The 16,866-nt window shown below is 66.1% G+C and carries 16 protein-coding genes; 15 read left to right on the top strand and 1 reads right to left on the bottom strand.

Annotated features, from left to right (window positions below; translation table 11 throughout):
- The first annotated feature begins 144 nt into the window (after positions 1 to 144).
- From C8D03_RS06660 to C8D03_RS06685, 6 genes are all read left to right on the top strand, one after another.
- On the top strand, positions 145 to 1,101 hold the full coding sequence (locus C8D03_RS06660; protein WP_181300732.1) for a GntR family transcriptional regulator: 957 nt from the start codon (positions 145 to 147) through the stop codon (positions 1,099 to 1,101).
- A gap of 331 nt (positions 1,102 to 1,432) precedes the next feature.
- Entirely contained in the window at positions 1,433 to 2,437 is a 1,005-nt protein-coding gene (locus C8D03_RS06665) for an ABC transporter substrate-binding protein (RefSeq protein ID WP_108045562.1), read from the top strand.
- Positions 2,438 to 2,441: 4 nt separating this feature from the next.
- On the top strand, positions 2,442 to 3,266 hold the full coding sequence (locus C8D03_RS06670) for an ABC transporter ATP-binding protein (RefSeq protein ID WP_248308377.1): 825 nt from the start codon (positions 2,442 to 2,444) through the stop codon (positions 3,264 to 3,266).
- 20 nt (positions 3,267 to 3,286) lie between these two features.
- Positions 3,287 to 4,180, top strand: coding sequence for an ABC transporter permease (locus C8D03_RS06675; RefSeq protein ID WP_108045563.1), 894 nt, complete (start codon positions 3,287 to 3,289; stop codon positions 4,178 to 4,180).
- A 54-nt stretch (positions 4,181 to 4,234) separates the two neighbouring features.
- Positions 4,235 to 5,206, top strand: coding sequence for a Bug family tripartite tricarboxylate transporter substrate binding protein (locus tag C8D03_RS06680; protein ID WP_181300734.1), 972 nt, complete (start codon positions 4,235 to 4,237; stop codon positions 5,204 to 5,206).
- Between the two features lie 94 nt (positions 5,207 to 5,300).
- Positions 5,301 to 5,984, top strand: a complete 684-nt coding sequence (locus C8D03_RS06685; protein WP_108045565.1) for an RraA family protein — start codon at positions 5,301 to 5,303, stop codon at positions 5,982 to 5,984.
- Positions 5,985 to 5,994: 10 nt separating this feature from the next.
- Here the strand turns inward: C8D03_RS06685 and C8D03_RS06690 are convergent, their stop codons facing one another.
- Positions 5,995 to 6,927, bottom strand: a complete 933-nt coding sequence (locus C8D03_RS06690) for a LysR family transcriptional regulator (RefSeq protein ID WP_108045566.1) — start codon at positions 6,925 to 6,927, stop codon at positions 5,995 to 5,997.
- Between the two features lie 263 nt (positions 6,928 to 7,190).
- Between C8D03_RS06690 and C8D03_RS06695 the strand changes: the two genes are divergently transcribed.
- From C8D03_RS06695 to C8D03_RS06735, 9 genes are all read left to right on the top strand, one after another.
- Positions 7,191 to 7,970, top strand: coding sequence for an RraA family protein (locus tag C8D03_RS06695; RefSeq protein WP_108045567.1), 780 nt, complete (start codon positions 7,191 to 7,193; stop codon positions 7,968 to 7,970).
- A complete protein-coding gene (locus C8D03_RS06700) occupies positions 7,964 to 8,890 on the top strand; it encodes an NAD(P)-dependent oxidoreductase (protein WP_108045568.1) in 927 nt (308 codons plus the stop codon). Before C8D03_RS06695 ends, C8D03_RS06700 begins: the two co-directional genes overlap by 7 nt.
- A 20-nt stretch (positions 8,891 to 8,910) precedes the next feature.
- Entirely contained in the window at positions 8,911 to 9,585 is a 675-nt protein-coding gene (locus C8D03_RS06705) for a 4-carboxy-4-hydroxy-2-oxoadipate aldolase/oxaloacetate decarboxylase (protein ID WP_108045569.1), read from the top strand.
- A gap of 67 nt (positions 9,586 to 9,652) precedes the next feature.
- A complete protein-coding gene (locus C8D03_RS06710; RefSeq protein ID WP_108045570.1) occupies positions 9,653 to 10,627 on the top strand; it encodes a quinone oxidoreductase family protein in 975 nt (324 codons plus the stop codon).
- Positions 10,628 to 10,647: 20 nt separating this feature from the next.
- Positions 10,648 to 11,838, top strand: coding sequence for a mandelate racemase/muconate lactonizing enzyme family protein (locus C8D03_RS06715; RefSeq protein ID WP_108045571.1), 1,191 nt, complete (start codon positions 10,648 to 10,650; stop codon positions 11,836 to 11,838).
- Positions 11,839 to 11,862: 24 nt separating this feature from the next.
- Positions 11,863 to 12,510 (top strand): 4-carboxy-4-hydroxy-2-oxoadipate aldolase/oxaloacetate decarboxylase, encoded by a 648-nt coding sequence (locus C8D03_RS06720; protein WP_210203900.1) that lies wholly within the window; start codon positions 11,863 to 11,865, stop codon positions 12,508 to 12,510.
- Between the two features lie 49 nt (positions 12,511 to 12,559).
- Positions 12,560 to 12,952 carry a carboxymuconolactone decarboxylase family protein gene (locus C8D03_RS06725; RefSeq protein WP_108045573.1) on the top strand — a complete coding sequence of 131 codons (393 nt, stop codon included), beginning with the start codon at positions 12,560 to 12,562 and terminating at the stop codon, positions 12,950 to 12,952.
- Between the two features lie 88 nt (positions 12,953 to 13,040).
- Entirely contained in the window at positions 13,041 to 14,432 is a 1,392-nt protein-coding gene (locus C8D03_RS06730) for an FAD-binding oxidoreductase (RefSeq protein ID WP_108045574.1), read from the top strand.
- Between the two features lie 16 nt (positions 14,433 to 14,448).
- Positions 14,449 to 16,806, top strand: a complete 2,358-nt coding sequence (locus tag C8D03_RS06735; protein ID WP_108045575.1) for a molybdopterin guanine dinucleotide-containing S/N-oxide reductase — start codon at positions 14,449 to 14,451, stop codon at positions 16,804 to 16,806.
- Positions 16,807 to 16,866 lie beyond the last annotated feature (60 nt).

Genomic DNA, 16,866 nt, shown 5'->3' on the forward strand with positions numbered 1-16,866 from the left:
AGTGTACCATAGCGCTATAACAGTCTCACGCGTTGCGGCCAGCGTCAATCGGTTCCATACGGGACGACTTCCCAGCCTGGACGGATGGCGAGCATCGCATGGGCAGGTTGGGGCGATAGGACGGTCTTTTCGAGGACGCATGGCATGGACTTCACGATCGACAGGGCCCTGCCCGTCCCGATCCGGCGGCAGCTCAAGGGCCTGATCGAGTACGCCGTGGCCTGCGGCGACCTTGCCCCCGGAGAGGCCCTGCCCTCGGTGCGCGATCTCGCGCTGGCGCTCGGCGTGGCGCCGATGACCGTGAGCCAGGTCTATGCCGACCTGAAAGGTCTCGGGCTGATCGAGACCCGCGCCGGCTCCGGCACCTTCGTCGCGGAAAACAGCGCCGATCACGCGCGCTCGCAACAGGATTTTTCCGCCCTTCACGACCGGATCGACGCTCTGATCGACGAAGGCTTGTCGCTTGGCCTGCGCACCTCGGACCTGGCTTCGCTGATCCATGCGCGCCTGGCATCGCGGGCTCGGCATGGTCGCCGGAAGAGCGTCGCCATCGTGGGGCTGTTCCAGCGTACCACCGCCCGCTACGCCCGCCTGATCGCGGAGCAGATCGGGCGGGGGGCCACCGTCGAACCGGCAACGATCGACGCCATCCAGCGCGACGCTGCCGTCAGGGCCAGGATCGCTTCAGCGGACCTCGTCGTGACCTTCGTGAACCGGCAGCGCGAGGTTGCAAGTCTGCTGCCAGGGGCCCGGGTGACCTCGATCCGCTTCGTTCCGGCGGAGGAGACGCGGCATGCGCTCGGGGCGGTCGAACCGGGAGCCCGGCTGCTGCTGGTCGCTCGCGTGCCGGAGTTCCTGCCGATCATGAAGGCAGGCGTCGCGCGTTTCGCGGCCCATGCGGGCCCGCTCCACTCCACGGCGGGGAATCCGCGCGAAATCGCCGATCTCGCGGCGGAGTCCGATGCGGTGGTCTACGCGTCGGGCACAGAAGACAGCCTCATCGACATTCCCCCGACGCTGCCGATGATCGAATACACCCATATCCCCGATCCCGCCGATATCCAGCGCAGGATTGCGCCCCTGCTCAAGAAGGGAAGCTAGAACCGGCCTTCGCTGGATCGGATCAGGCCCTGAAGCGTCCGGTTGCAGGCCCATGCCGCTGGTCGTCGCCCGGAGATCAGCCAAGCCCCAGCATCCGGCGCGCCAAGGGCGGATCGCCCCCACCGGCGAAATCGTCGAAGGCGTGATCGGCGACGCGGCGCGAGGAACATGCTCCAGGGCACGGCAGCGGCAGAGGTAAATTCTAAAAAGCGATTGGCATAGCTGAATATTGTTCTCTTTACTTCATGATGCCCGGTTTTAGGTTGTACTCAGGGGCCAAGCCCCATCAAGTAGTCGGCTCAGACCGACGTTTACTGGGGATCGAAACGCCATGATCGTGAATCGCCGGACGCTGCTGGCTGGTGCCGCGGCATCGCTTACCCTTCCCGCACCCGCCGTTTGGGCCCAAACCAAACCGATCACTTTTGCGATCCAATATGGCCTCCCATACCTGAATTTTATCGTTGCGGAGCGCCTCGGCCTGTTCACCAAGGCGGCCGAAAAAGCCGGCGTACGCGACCCCAAGATCAACATCGTGCGCCTGAGCGGGCCCACCGCGATCTCCGAAGGCCTGATCAGCGGCAATGTGCAGATCGGCGCGCTCGGCACGCTGGGCCTGCTGATCGCCCATGAGAAGACACGGCGCGCCTATGATCTCGGCGGCCTCAGCGCCTACTGGAAGGGCGTCTATACGCTCTATGCCAACGATCCCGCGATCAAGTCGCTCAAGGACATCCGGCCCACAGACAAGATCGCGACGCCGGGGCCGACAAGCTCGCAGGCGATGATCCTGCGCCGCGCGGCCGAACAGATCTTCGGACCGGGCCAGGCCCTTCGTTTCGACAAGCAGATCGTCTCCCTGCCCCATCCCGACGCGGTCGCCGCGCTCACGACCGGCAACATCGTGCAAGTCTACTTCGCGCTGTCGCCCTTCTCCGAGTATCTCGCACGGCAGCCGAACGTGCATGTGATCGGCACGACGACCGAGTACAACCCGCCCAACATGACCAACGGCGTGGTCGGCGTGCTCAGGAAGTTCGTCGAGGAGAACAAGGAGCTCTCCGCTGCGGTGGTCGCGGCGCTCGACGAGGCCGGACGCTTCATCCAGAGCGAGATCAAGGAAACCGCCAAGATCTACACGGCGGCAGAGCCGAGCAAGCTCTCGGACGAGGAGATGATCAAGGTCATCGAGAACAACCGCCTCCAATACACGACCGAGCCGAACGGCATCATCGATACCGCCAACTTCATGGTCAAGCTGGGCCAACTGAAGGCCGCGCCGGCCCGCTGGCAGGATGTGTTCTTCCCGCCCGTGAACCAGGGCGCCGGCAGCTAGCGCCATGGCTCTGGCAATGGCGCGCGAGGTGATGGACGCGGAGCTGCAACAGGTCGTCACCCCCCTGCTGAGCGTCCGTGACGTCACGCTGCAGTATCAGACGCGGCGGCAGATCGTCACGGCGACCTACCGGGTCTCCTTCGACGTCAGGCGGCACGATCGTTTCGTGCTGCTCGGACCATCGGGTTGCGGAAAGTCGACGCTGCTCAAGGGCATCGGCGGGTTCATTACTCCGGTCGAGGGCGAGATCAACCTCGGCAGCCGGCAGATCACCGGCCCCGGCGCCGATCGGATGATGGTTTTCCAGGAGTTCGACCAGCTCCTGCCCTGGCAGACCGTGCTCGGCAACGTCATGTTCCCGATGCGCAAGACCGGTCGTTTCCCGCGCTCGGAATGGAAGGACCGTGCGATGCGCGCGGTCGAGAAGGTTGGGCTCGCGAAGTTCGCCGACAGCCATCCCCATACCCTGTCGGGCGGCATGAAGCAGCGCGTCGCCATCGCACGCGCGCTCGCCATGGAGCCGGACATCCTGCTGATGGACGAGCCCTTCGCGGCACTCGACGCGCTGACCCGCCGGCGCATGCAAGACGAGCTGCTCGAGCTCTGGAACGACATCCGCTTCACTCTCGTCTTCGTGACGCACTCGATCCAGGAAGCGATCATCATCGGCAGCCGGATCGTGGTGATGACCCCCCATCCCGGCCAGATCCGCGCCGAACTCGATGCCACGCCGTTCAAGCAGGAGAATGCCGGCAGCGAGGACTTCATGGCGTTCAACCGCAAGATCAACGGCATGCTCTTCGGCGAGGAGAAGATCGCACATGGGTAGTCAGATCGATGGCTGACGCGATGCACCCCACGCGAGCCCGCACCCGCTTCACCGAATTGCCGGGGCGCCCGAGCATCGAGCACAAGACGCTCGACGCCGCCTCCATCGGCGAAATCGTGCGCGATGTCGGGCTCTGGCAACGCGCCCTGGCGCATACGCCGCTGCGCCGCGGGCTGGTGCTGATCGCGCTCGGCATCCTATGGGAAGTCTACGCCCGCTTTGCCGACAATCCGCTGATGTTTCCCTCGCTCAGCGAGACGCTCACGGCCTGGGCCACCGACATGTCGAGCGGCGTCCTGCTCTCGGCCGTCGGAAATTCAGTGCGCGTGCTGCTGATCGGCTACGGCACAGCCGTGCTGCTAGCCGCCGTGCTGACCACGCTTGCGATCTCGACACGGATCGGGACGGACCTGCTGGCGACTCTGACGGCGATGTTCAACCCATTGCCGGCGATCGCGATCCTGCCGCTGGCGCTGCTGTGGTTCGGCCTCGGGATCGAGAGCCTGATCTTCGTGATCGTCCATTCGGTGCTGTGGGCGGTCTCGCTCAACGCCTTCACGGGCTTCCTCTCGGTGAGCCAGACGCAGCGCATGGTCGGCCGCAATTACGGGCTGGGCGGCGTGCGCATGGTGATCGCGATCCTGATACCGGCGGCGTTTCCCTCGATTCTCGCCGGGCTGAAGATCGGCTGGGCCTTCGCGTGGCGCACGCTGATCGCGGCCGAACTCGTCTTCGGCGTATCCGGCAGCTCGGCCGGTCTCGGCTGGTACATCTTCCAGAACCGCAACGCGCTGGAAACCGCGCATGTCTTCGCCGGCCTCTTCACGGTGATCGTTATCGGACTGATCGTCGAGGGGGTGGTTTTCCGGAGCATTGAGGCGGCCACGATCCGGCGCTGGGGCATGCAGGCCTAGGCGATGACGGAGCTTCCCGCCAAATCCCGCCAAGAGTCAGAAAGGACCGATATTTTGGACAGGCGAACCTTCCTCGGCGGCATGACCACCGCATGCGCGGTGCTGAGCCACGGGCTCGCGCAGGCGCAGGACTATCCCGCTCGCCCGGTCACCATCCTCGTTCCGTTCGCAGCGGGCGGCGGCCAGGACATCTTCATGCGCCTGATCTCCCAGGGCGTCAGCGACGCGCTCAAGCAGCCGCTCGTCATCGATAACCGCGTCGGCGGGGCCGGCAACATCGCGGCAGGCGCCGTCGCGCGCGCCGCGCCGGACGGATACACCCTCCTGCTGGGCACCGCCGCAACCCACGGCATGAACCAGGCGCTCTACAAGACGCTCAATTTCGACGCGCAGACGAGTTTCGAACCCGTCGCCATGCTGGCGGAGGTGCCTCTCGTCCTCGTCGTCAACCGCGATGTTCCCGCCAAGGCGGTCGCCGAGCTCGTCGCCTATCTCAAAGCCAATCCAGGCAAGATCAACTACGGCTCCTCCGGCGTCGGCGGGCCGCTGCATCTCGCCGGCGAGCTGTTCAAGACGGCGGCCGGGGTCGAGGCCGTGCATGTGCCGTTCCGCGGGTCGGCGCCGGCGATTACGGAGCTGCTCGCCGGACGCCTGACCTTCATGTTTGATACCTTCGCTGCCACCGAACCCTATATCCCGGACGGCAGCCTGCGGCGCCTGGCGGTCGCGTCCGGAACGCGCGCCTCCAACGCGCCGGACCTGCCGACCATGGCCGAGGCCGGCACTCCGGTGGAGGCCTATTCCTGGAGCGGCGTCTTTGCGCCGGCAGCAACCCCGAAGCCGATCGTCGAGCAACTTCGCAAGGCCTTCAGCGACGCCGTGGCGAATCCGGCGCTGAGGTCGCGCCTGTTCGAGATCGGCTTCCTGCCCACGCCCGGCAATCCCGACAGCCTGCGCGCACGGGTCGGCACCGAACTCGTCAAATGGAAGCACGCGGCCGAGACGGCCGGGCTCAAGCCCCAGTAGCGCGAGAGCCAGGCCTCCCCCGAGGACTGCTCTTCAAACGCAATGCGAAAATCCGGACCAGCATCGGCCGGACCATGATGCCCAGGAGATAGCGATGTCGTCATCCCATCCAGCGCTCGATCCCGAGCTCGTCCCGTTCGAACACCACCAGGTCTCGACGCTGTCGGACGCGATGTTCGCGCTCGGCCTCAAGGACACCGCACTCGGGCCGACCGTGCGCCTGCTCGTCGGCAAGCGCATTCTAGGCCGGGCGCGGACGATCGGTCGTGTGCCCCTGCCCTCGAATGGCGGCCAGCAGGAGATCAAGCCCGAGTTCTCGCTGGCGATCCAGGAGGTAATCGACGGTTGCGGGCCGGGCTCAATCATGGTGATCGCGACCCAGGGCATCGCCACGCATGCGAACTGGGGCGGCAACATGGCGACGCGGGCGAAAGCCGTCGGGGCGCTCGGACTCATCACCGACGGTGCGATCCGCGACCTCGAGGAGATGGAGCCGCTGGGCATGACGATCTTCGCCCAGGGTACCTCCCCGCGCGCCGGTCATTTCCGCTTCGCCACCGCGATCAGCAACGAGCCGGTGATCTGCGCGGGTGTGCTGATCCGCCCCGGCGACATCATCGTCGGCGACGCGGACGGCGTCATCGTCATCGATCCGGCCCAGGCCAGCGCGATCGCGGCAAAGGCCGGCGAACTCGTCAAGATCGAGGAGGAAATGCAGGCCTTCATGCGCACGGGCGCCCAGCTTCAGGAAGCTGTGCGCCGGTACAAGGTGCGCTGAAAATGACCCTTCAGCGCGCGCGGGGCGGGGACGGCGCGGGCTCATCCTGCCGGCGCCAGCGGGGAAGCCCGAAGTCGCAGGCTTCGCGCGCCAGTTCGGCGATCCGGCGGCTGACGGCATCATTGCGATGAACGGCAAGATACGCGAGCGGTGGCAGAACGAGGTTGGTCCGGACCGGCCTCAGATAGCCCTCCTCCTGATAGGAGGAGAAATAGGCCGTCGGCAGGTAGGTGATGCCGAGCCCGGCGCTGGCCATCTCCGCAAGGGCGATCATGCTGTTGCAGGTGATGGTGTTAGCCGGCTTGATTCCGATCGCGGCCAGCGCCTGCAGCAAGTTGAGGTGCAGCAAGGAGCCCTCGGCATAGGTGAGCAGCGGCAGTTCCATCAGGCGCTCGATCGACACGATCTCTCGCGACGATCTGATCAGCGCGGGATTGCACATCCACTCCGACTCCAGGAAGTCGAGCTGAACCGTCGGGAAGGCGTTGTCGCTCTTCGGAGCGGGGCAGATCACCATGTCGAGGCGATGGGTGACCATCTGCTGGCGCAGATTGATCGTGAGGTCGATCTTCGGCTCGAGGATGATGTCCGGGTAGAGGTGCTTGATCTCGGCGATCAGCGCCGGCAGCCAGGTCAGCGCAACCATCTCCGTCACGCCGAAACGGAAGCGGCCGGCGTAGGAAACGTCGCTGCCGACGCGGCGCACCACGTTCTGCTGCAGATCGAGCATCTGGACGAAATCGTCGATCAGCTCCCGCCCCTTGATGGTAAGCTGGGTCGTCTTGTTGCTCCGGTCGAAGATCTCGATCGACAGATACTTCTCGAGCTCGGCGATCCGCTTGGAGACCGTCGACTGGGTCGTGTTGAGCCGCTTCGCCGCAGCGTGGAAGCTGCCCAGCTTGCTGATCCAGTAGGCGGCTTCGATCTGCTTGAAGGTCAACATGGCCAGTCCCTTTTTACCCCGCGCCGGTCGAATAGAAAAAGCAATCGATCAAGTCAATTTCGTTTGCGTTTTCGAGCGCGCTTCGTGGGCCACATGGCTTCGTTTTATCGATTTATGAGCCAGATTACAGAGCCAAGGACCAAGAATCCGCAAGCGCTTTCATCATGCAAATTTGCGATCGATAATCCTGAATTAAATTCCCTTTATGACATGCAACCGGCATGTCATAGACCGGTCCACCCAATCAAGGCGTTCCTGGCGGCATGACATCCACGATCGAGACGGAACTCGCCGCCTATGAGGGGCGGCTCCTGGGGACGATCCCCGTCGATCGCATCCACGCGATCGCGTTCGAGCGGCCCTCGGCGGATCTGGTGGCGCGCTTCCGGAGTCTGCCCGACCTGACCTCCGCAATCGCCGACATTCTCGATGAATACGGCGTCGATTCGGCGATCCCGACAACGGCTCTGCCGCCGATCGCGGCCGGTCAGCGCATGGTCGGCCCTGCCGTCACCGTCAAGCATGGCGCGGCCAGGCTGACGAGCGGCTACAATATCGCGAACAAGACCTCCCCCCGCCTCGGTGCGCTGGATGCCGTGACGCTGTCGCAGCCCGGGGACGTCATGGTGATCGACGGCAGTGCGTGCCCTGCCGCCTCGAACATCGGTGGCATCATGGCGACCGCTGTGGCCGCGAACGGTTTTGCCGGCGTCGTCGTCGACGGCTGCGTCCGCGACACCGACACCATGCGCCGCATGGGCCTTCCGGTGTGGGCCCGCGGCGCGACGCCGCGCACCGGCAAGCACCGCTTCGAACTGCTTGCCTTCAACGGCGTCGTCGAGATCGCCGGCGTCCAGATCCGTCCCGGCGACCTGATGCTCGGCGATTCAGACGGCGTCATCGTCGTGCCGCTCGCGATCGCCGCCGATGTCCTGGCGCGGGCGGAAGAGGTTGCGGCGAAGGAGAAATCGCTGATCGACGCGCTCAGCACCGGCGCCTCGGCCGCAGAGACGGCCGCCATCGTGGCGCCAGAGAAATGGTGAGCGCGGCAGGCTCCGGTTACCGGCTCGGCTTCGTCGGCTTCGGCGAGGCGGCCTTCTCGATCGCGAGCGGGCTGCGCGAGGCGGGCCTCGACGGCATGGCGGCCTTCGATGTGGCAGCAGACCGCGAGCCTTTCCGGACGCGCATACACCAGCGCGCGAACGAGGCCGGGGTCACGCTTCTCGATGGACCCGAGGGCCTCGCCAGGGCCGAGACGGTGTTCGTGCTAGTGCAGCCCTCGGCTGCGATGGCGGTGGCGCGAAGCTGCGCAGCCCATGTCGGGCCGGAAGCGCTCTATGTCGATCTGACCTCGCTTGGGCCGACCGACAAAGCGGCCGTCGGCGCGCATGTGACCGCTGCCGGCCGCCGCTTCGTCGATGCCGCCATCCTCGGCTCGGCACCGGCCTCGCGCCACCGCGTGCCGATCGTCGCGGCCGGGCCGCAGGCGGAGGAATTCGCCCGCCGCTTTGCTCCCTACGGCATGGATATCTCGCCGGTCGGCGAGCGCTTCGGCGCTGCCGCCGGGATCAAGATCGTCCGCAGCGTGCTCGCGAAGGGGCTCGAGGCTCTCTATGTCGAAGCGCTGATCGCCGCCCGGCGCATGGGTGTCGAAACCGAAGTCCTGCAGAGCTTCTGCGCCTTTCTCGATGCCCGTCCCGCGCTCGACACCGCCGCGATGCTGGTTCGCTCGCATGTCCCCCATGCCGGCCGCCGTGCCGACGAGATGCGCATGTCGCGCGCTGCCGTCATCGAGGCGGGGCTCGACCCGCTGATGACCGACGCCATCGTCCGGCTGATGGAGCGGACGGCCGCTACCGGTGTCGTCGAGAGCAGCGGCGGGAACCAGCCGCCGACCCTCGACGCCGCGCTCGACATTCTCGACGCGGCCCTCGTTTCCGCGACCAAGCCTTCCGTTTCCTGACGCCACTGCGAGAGCCACTCATGTCCACATCCGCTCCCCTCCCTCGCCGCGTCTCCCAGGAGACCTGCCAGGCGTTGCTCGCCTATGGCTCCGCCACCGTTTTCGAGGCTCAGGGGCGCCGCGGCGCCTTCGCCTCGGGGATCAAGCCGGTCGACGACGCCATGACGATCGCCGGAACCGCCTTCACCTGCGAGTGCCCGCCGAACGACAACCTCACCCTGCACGCCGCCCTCAAGATGGCGCAGCCTGGCGACGTGCTCGTCTGCGATGCGCATGGCTGCACCGAGCAAGGCATGTTCGGCGACGTGATGGGGAGTTGCGCCGTGGGCGCCAAGCTCGCCGGCCTCGTCACCGACGGCGGCGTGCGCGACTCGGCCACGATCTGCGAGGTCGGCTTTCCGGTCTTCGCCGGCGGCATCTGCATCAAGGGCACGATCAAGGAGACGCTCGGCACGCTCAGCCAGCCGATCGTGCTTGGCGGCGTGCTGGTCCGGCCGGGCGACGTGATCATCGGCGATGGCGACGGACTGGTGGTGGTGCCGTTCGAGACGGTCGATGCCGTGCTCGTGGCCTGCAAGGCGCGGGCCGACAAGGAAGCCGCGATGAAGCAGCGCTTCGCCTCGGGCGAGACGCCCTGGGATGTCTACGCCCTTGGTGACCTGGTGACGCGCAAGGGGCTCTCCTCCCCGGTCTGACCGCCCCTCAGAGCCGCCGTCCGGCGCTGCCGGCGGCGATAGATCCGAAACGAATGAAGGACTGGACATGAGCGGGGCCATCATCCTGCGGCAGCACGGCGGACCGGAGGTGCTCGAATGGGTCGCACTCGACCCCGGCCGGCCCGGCGAAGGCCAGGTTCTGCTTCGCCATACCGCGATCGGTCTGAACTTCATCGACATCTATGTGCGCACGGGTCTCTACAAGATGGGCACGATGCCCTGCTCGCCGGGCATGGAAGCGGCCGGTGTGGTCGAGGCAGTCGGGCCGGGCGTCACCGGCCTGGGCGTCGGCGACAGGGTGGCCTATGTCACCGGAGCGCCGGGCGCCTATGTCGAGCGCCGGGTGATGAGCGCGGCCGCGCTGGTGAAATTACCCGACGACATCTCGGAGGACCAGGCTGCCGCTCTGATGCTCAAGGGCATGACGGCCGAGATGCTCCTGTTCCGGATGACGCAGGCCAAAGCGGGCGATGCCGTTCTGATCCACGCTGTCGCCGGCGGGGTCGGTCTTCTGCTCGCCGCCTGGGCGAAGTCGCTCGGCTGCCAGGTGATAGGCGCAGCGTCGAGCGACGAGAAGGCGGCCAAGGCACGTGCCGCCGGCGCCGACCATGTCATCGTCACCAGCCGGGAAGATGTCGCGACCCGCGTGCAGGAGCTGACTGGCGGCCGCGGCTGCCGCTGTGTCTATGACGGCGTCGGCAAGGACACGTTCGAGACCTCGCTCGCAGCAGTCGCGGAATTCGGCCATGTCGTCAGCTACGGCAATGCATCGGGGCCGGTCCCGCCATTCGCCATCGCCGGACTTGCGCCGAAATGCGCGACGCTGTCACGGCCCTCGATCTTTCCCTTCATCAAGGACCGGGCGCGGCTCGACGCTATGTCCGGCAATCTTTTCCAGGCGATGCGGCAAGGCGTGATCAAGGCGGAGATCGACCAGGTCTTCGCCCTGAAGGACGCCGCCGCCGCCCAGTCGGCACTCGAAAGCCGGCAGACCACCGGTCAGACGATCCTGCGACCCTGATACCCAATACGGAGCTGGCGATGAAGATCGCGCGTATCGAAACCTTCTTCTTCCATCCAGGCAGCGGCAAGAACCTGCTGTTCTGCCGCATCGAGACCGATGACGGGCTCTATGGCTGGGGCGAATCCTATGTCGGCGTCAAGAAGGAGAAGGTCGTCGACGACTATATCCGTGCCATGGCGCCCTACTTGATCGGGCGCAGCCCGCATAATATCCGCCATGCCGCGCAGGTGATGTTCGACGACTTCGCCATCCGGCGTTCCTCGGTCGACTTCTTCTGCGCCTGGAGCGCGATCGAACTGGCGATGTGGGACATCGTCGGCAAGAAGGCCGGGCTGCCTCTCTACAACCTGCTCGGCGGCGCCTCGCGCGAAAAGGTCCGCGTCTACGCCAATGGCTGGTGGTACGGCGTGACCAATATCGAAACGACGGTGGAGCGGGCGCTCCAGGTCAAGGAGATGGGCTACACCGCGCTGAAATGGGACCCGTTCCCCGGGCCGTGGCGCACCTTCATCACCCGCGAGGAAGAAGATTACGCGGTCGCCAACGTCAAGGCGATGCGCGAGGCGCTCGGCCCCGACATGGACCTGCTGATCGACGCCCATCGCCGCGTCGCTCCGCATCACTCCATCCGGGTCGCAAAGCGGCTCGAGGAGTACGGCATCTTCTGCTATGAGGAGCCCTGCCTCTCCGACAATCTCGACCTCGTCGCGGAAGTCCGCCGCTCGATTTCAACACCCGTCGTCACCGGCGAAACCCTCTACACCAAGGAGGATTTCGCACGGGTCTTCGAGAAGCGCGCGGCCGATATCCTCAATCCGGACATTTGCGCCGTCGGCGGCCTCCAGCAGATGCTCGACATCGCGGCGATGGCGCAGCCGCATGCGATCGCAATCAGCCCGCACAACTACAACAGCACCATCGTCGGGCTGGCTGCGACGGTGCATCTCTCGGCGATCATCCCGAACTTTCTCATCGCCGAGTGCTTCATCAACCTGACCGAGGCCTGCGACGAGATCGGCTCGCCCGGCCTGACCGTGAAGGACGGCTGGGTCGACCTGCCGACAGCCCCCGGGCTGGGGGTCGACATCGATGTCGAGCGCCTGCGCAAGCGACCCTACAAGGATTTCCCGCACAAGGACATGCGCCAGTACTGGGAAGAATTCCCGCGCAAGAACTACGTCTGGGGCACCGCCAACGTCACCCGATGAACCTTCTCTTACCGGACAATGACCATGACAAATCTCAGCTATCTTGAAGATTACGCCTCCGTGGCTTCCGCCACCGCCCATGAGGCCATGGAGCGCCGCGGTGCGCTCGATTCCGCCATCAAGCCCGTCCGGCGCGGCATGAGGGTGCTGGGACCGGCCTTCACCTGCGTCTGCCCGCCGGGCGACAACCTGACCTTGCACGCCGCGCTGAAGATGGCGAAGGCGGGCGACGTCATCGTCTGCGCCTCGGCAGGCTTCACCGAGCAGGGCCTGTTCGGCGACGTGATGGCGAGCTGCGCCAAGGGCAAGCAGATCGCCGGCCTGGTGGTGGACGGCGGCGTGCGCGACGGCGCGACCATCGCCGAGATCGGCTTTCCGGTCTTCGCGCGCGCGCTCTCGATCAAGGGCTCGGTCAAGGAAACGCTGGGCGCGCTGAACAAGCCGATCGTTGCCGGCGGGATGCTCGTGGAACCGGGCGATCTCGTCATCGGCGACGACGACGGCGTCGTGATCGTGCCGCAGGCGGAGATCGCGGCCATCGCCGTGGCATCCAAGACGCGCGAGGAGAAGGAGGCCCGTTTCCGCCGCGAACTGCTGCAGGGCAAGACCACCTGGGACATGCTCAACCTGAGCGAGCTGCTCCGCAAGAAGGGCATCCAGCTCGACATCTGACGCGGCCCAGCGCCGCCCGACCTTGCCGCGACTGCACCGGAGACAAGCCATGAGCCGACTGAAGCCGATCGAATACGCCGATGCCTCGGCGGCCGTCCGCGCGGTCTATGACGACATCAAGACCTCGCGGAACCTCAAGGACGTGAACAATTTCTGGAAATACCTGGCGCATGATCCGGCCACGTTGCGCCGGACCTGGGAGAGCGTGAAGGAGGTGATGGCTCCGGGCGCGCTCGACCCGCTGGTCAAGGAAATGATCTATGTCGCGGTCAGCACGACCAATAGCTGCGCCTATTGCATCGCCAGCCATACCGCCGCCGCCCGCAACGCCGGAATGACGGACGCGATGTTCGGCGAGGTCATGGCGGTGGTCGGCATGGCCAACGAGACCAATCGCCTCGTCAACGGCTACCGTGTGCCGATCGACGCGTCACTCGAGTGAACGGCTTCGCGCGAGTGAAGGCATTTTCGACCGCCGTCCCCGTCGCGCGAGCGCCCGGGGCGGCAATGCCGGCGGATGGATTGCGATCATGAGCTATGGCGACACCGCGACCGTCGTCCAGGATCTCCGCGCGCATTTCGGCGAGCGGATCTCGACGGCGGAAGCGATCCGCCGGCATCATGGCGAGGATCTCTCCTATCTGCCGACGATGCTTCCGGATGCCGTCGTCTTCGTGGAATCGACCGCAGAGGTGCAGCGCGTCGTCGCTGCCTGCGCCAAGGCGCGGGTGCCGATCGTGCCCTACGGCGTCGGCAGCTCGATGGAAGGGCAAATCCTCGCCGCTGCCGGTGGCGTCAGCCTCGACATGTCGCGGATGACCCGGATCGTCGCCGTGCACGAGAGCGATTTCGACGTGGTGGTCGAGCCCGGCGTGACGCGCAAGAGCCTCAACGAACATCTGCGGCATACCGGCCTGACCTTCCCGGTCGACCCCGGCGCCGACGCCTCGATCGGCGGCATGGCATCGACGCGCGCCAGCGGAACCAATGCGGTGCGCTACGGGACGATGCGCGAGAACGTGCTGGCGCTGGAAGTGGTGCTCGCCAATGGCGAGATCCTGCGCACCGGCAGCCGCGCGCGCAAATCCTCGATGGGCTACGACCTCACCAAGCTCTTCGTCGGCGCCGAGGGTACGCTGGGCGTGCTGACCGAAATCACCCTCCGGCTCCACCCGGTGCCGGCGGCCATTTCCGCAGCGGTCTGCCCGTTCGACAGCCTCAACGGCGCCGTCGATACCTGCATCGCCACGATCCAGAGTGGCGTGCCGATCGCCCGGATCGAATTCCTCGACGACATCGCGATCCAGGCCTCGAACAGCTATTCGAAGATGAACCTCGTCGTCGCGCCGACCCTGTTCCTGGAGTTCCACGGCACGGAAGCCGGCATCCGCGAGCAGGCCGAGATCGTCGAGGCCATCGCGGCGGAAAACGGCGGGCGCGGCTTCCAGTGGGCGACGCAGCGCGAGGAGCGCGAGCGCCTGTGGAAGGCGCGCCACGACTCGAACCCGGCGACGCGCGCGATGCGTCCAGGCGCAGCCATGTTCGTGACCGATGCCTGCGTCCCGATCTCGGCGCTGGCGGACAATATGGCCGCGGCGCGCGCCGATGCCGACGCCTCGTTCCTGAAATTCAAGATCAACGGCCATGTCGGGGACGGGAACTTCCACGTCGCCTATCTCGTGATGCCCGATGCGCAGGACGAGATTGCCGAAGCGAAACGCCTGGCCGAGAATGTCGTGATGCGGGCTCTGGAATCGGGTGGAACCGCGAGCGGGGAACATGGCGTCGGGCTGGGCAAACTCAAATACATGCGCCGCGAACATGGCTATGGTGTCGAGGTCATGCGCAGCTTGAAACAGGCGCTCGACCCCCACGCCATTATGAACCCGGGCAAACTCGGCATGAGCGCCGAGGCTGCCTGACGGAAACGAGACCATCATGCTGATCACGCCCGAGCAGCCGACCGTCACCACGCATTGGGGCGTCTATCGCGCCCGGATGAAGGATGGATCGGCGGTCGCGCTCGAGCCCTATGAGCACGATCCCGACCCCTCTCCACTGGGCGGCGCGATGATCGGCGCGCTCGACGATGGCTGCCGGATTAGGCGACCTTCGGTCCGGGCCTCCTTTCTTGCAAAGGGCGCGGCGGCCGGCGGCGCCGGGCGGGGCGGTGAAGCCTTTGTCGAGATCGACTGGCCGCAGGCGCTCGACCTTGTCGCGCGCGAGGTCGCACGCGTTCGCTCGACCCATGGCAATGGCGCGATCTTCGGTGGCTCCTATGGCTGGTCGAGCGCCGGCCGCTTCCACCATGCGCAGAGCCAGGTTCATCGCTTCCTGAACACTGTCGGCGGCTATGTTCGTTCGATCTCCAATTACAGCTTCGCCGCCGCCGACGCGATCCTGCCGCATGTGCTCGGCGACAAGCGGGGCCTGGACGCCGGGCACACCACCTGGCGCATGCTCGCCGGCCATGCCGAGCTGATCGTCATGTTCGGCGGGACGCCGCATAAGAACGCCCAGGTCGGCTCGGGCGGCATCAGCCGCCATCTGCTGCGCGAGGGCATGACCGCCTGTCGGGACAAGGGGGCCTCCTTCGTCTGCATCAGCCCGATCCGCGACGATGCCATGGCGGAACTCGAGGCGCGCTGGATCGCGCCGCGCCCCAACTCGGACGTCGCGCTGATGCTGGCCCTGGCGCATACCATGATCGCGGAAGGCCTGCAGGACAGTAAATTCCTGGCGCGGTACACGACGGGCTTCGAGCGATTTGCCGGCTATGTAACCGGCGCTACCGACGGCTTGCCGAAGACGGCCGAATGGGCGGAGGCCATCTCGGGCATCCCCGCACAGACGATCCGCTCGCTGGCGCGCGAGATGGCGAAGCGACGCACGATGATCATGATGTCATGGTCGCTGCAGCGGGCGGAGCATGGCGAGCAGCCTTACTGGATGGCGATCGCTCTGGCGGCGATGATCGGCCAGATCGGCCTGCCCGGAGGCGGCTTCGGGTTCGGCTATGCTTCGGCCAACGGTGTCGGCAATGCCGTCTATCCGTTGTCCTGGCCAACCCTGCCGCAAGGCAGCAACGCCATCGCCGACTCGATCCCGGTCGCACGGATCGCGGACGCGCTGCTGCATCCAGGCGCGCCCTACGACTTCAACGGCGAGACGCGGCGCTACCCCGACATCAAGCTGGTCTACTGGGCCGGCGGCAATCCGTTCCACCACCATCAGGACATCAACCGGCTGATCGGGGCCTGGCGACGGCCCGAGACCGTGATCGTCCACGAATCCTGGTGGAACGCCACGGCGCGGCATGCCGACATCGTCCTGCCCGCCAGCACCGCCATGGAGCGCAACGACATCGCAAGCTCGGCGCGCGACCGCATGATCGCGGCCTGCCATCCGATCAGCGCGCCGATCGGCGAGTCACGCAGCGACTACGACATCTTCGCCGACCTCGCCGACCGGCTGGGCAAGCGCGAAATCTTCACCGAAGGCCGCGACGAGGAGGGCTGGATCCGCCATTTCTACACGGTCGCGCGCCAGCGCGTTGCCGAGTACGGCATGGAACTGCCGGATTTCGAGAGCTTCTGGAAAGCCGGCATCGTCACGCTGCCGGAACCGCCGGAGCAGCAGCCGCTCCTCGCCGACTTCATCGCCGATCCGCAGGCCCACCCGCTGAAGACGCCGTCCGGCCGGATCGAGCTCTTCTCGCAGACGATCGCCGATTTCGGCTATGATGACTGCCCCGGCCATCCGAGCTGGCTTGAGCCGCGAGAATGGCTCGGGGCGCCGCTCGCCAACCGCTTTCCGCTGCATCTGATTTCCAACCAGCCGGCAAGCAAGCTGCACAGCCAGTACGATAATGGCGCGCTGTCCCGCTCGACCAAGATCGAGGGTCGCGAGCCGCTGCGCATCCATCCTGACGACGCCCGGGCGCGAGGCCTGCGCGACGGCGACATCGTCCGGGTGTTCAACACGCGCGGCGCCTGCCTCGCCGGAGTGATCGTGTCGGATGCGATGATGTGCGGCGTGGTGCAGATGGCCACGGGCGCCTGGTACGACCCGCTGGAGCCGGGCCTCGTCGGCTCGCTCGACAAGCACGGCAATCCCAATGTGCTGACTCAGGACCGAGGCTCGTCGCGGCTCGGCCAGGCGACGATTGCGCATTCCTGCCTCGTCGAGGTCGCCAAATACGACGCAGAACTGCCGCCGATCACCTGCTACGCGCAACCGCCACTGCTGCCGACCCCTGTGAAGCCAGGCGTCATCGCCAAGACCGGCCTCGAATGAACCGCTGACGGGCTCTGGAGAGCCGGCTCGGGAAAACACGGCAGCTCGGATACGCATATG

It is taken from the genome of Bosea sp. 124, assembly GCF_003046175.1.
Classification (GTDB): Bacteria; Pseudomonadota; Alphaproteobacteria; order Rhizobiales; family Beijerinckiaceae; genus Allobosea.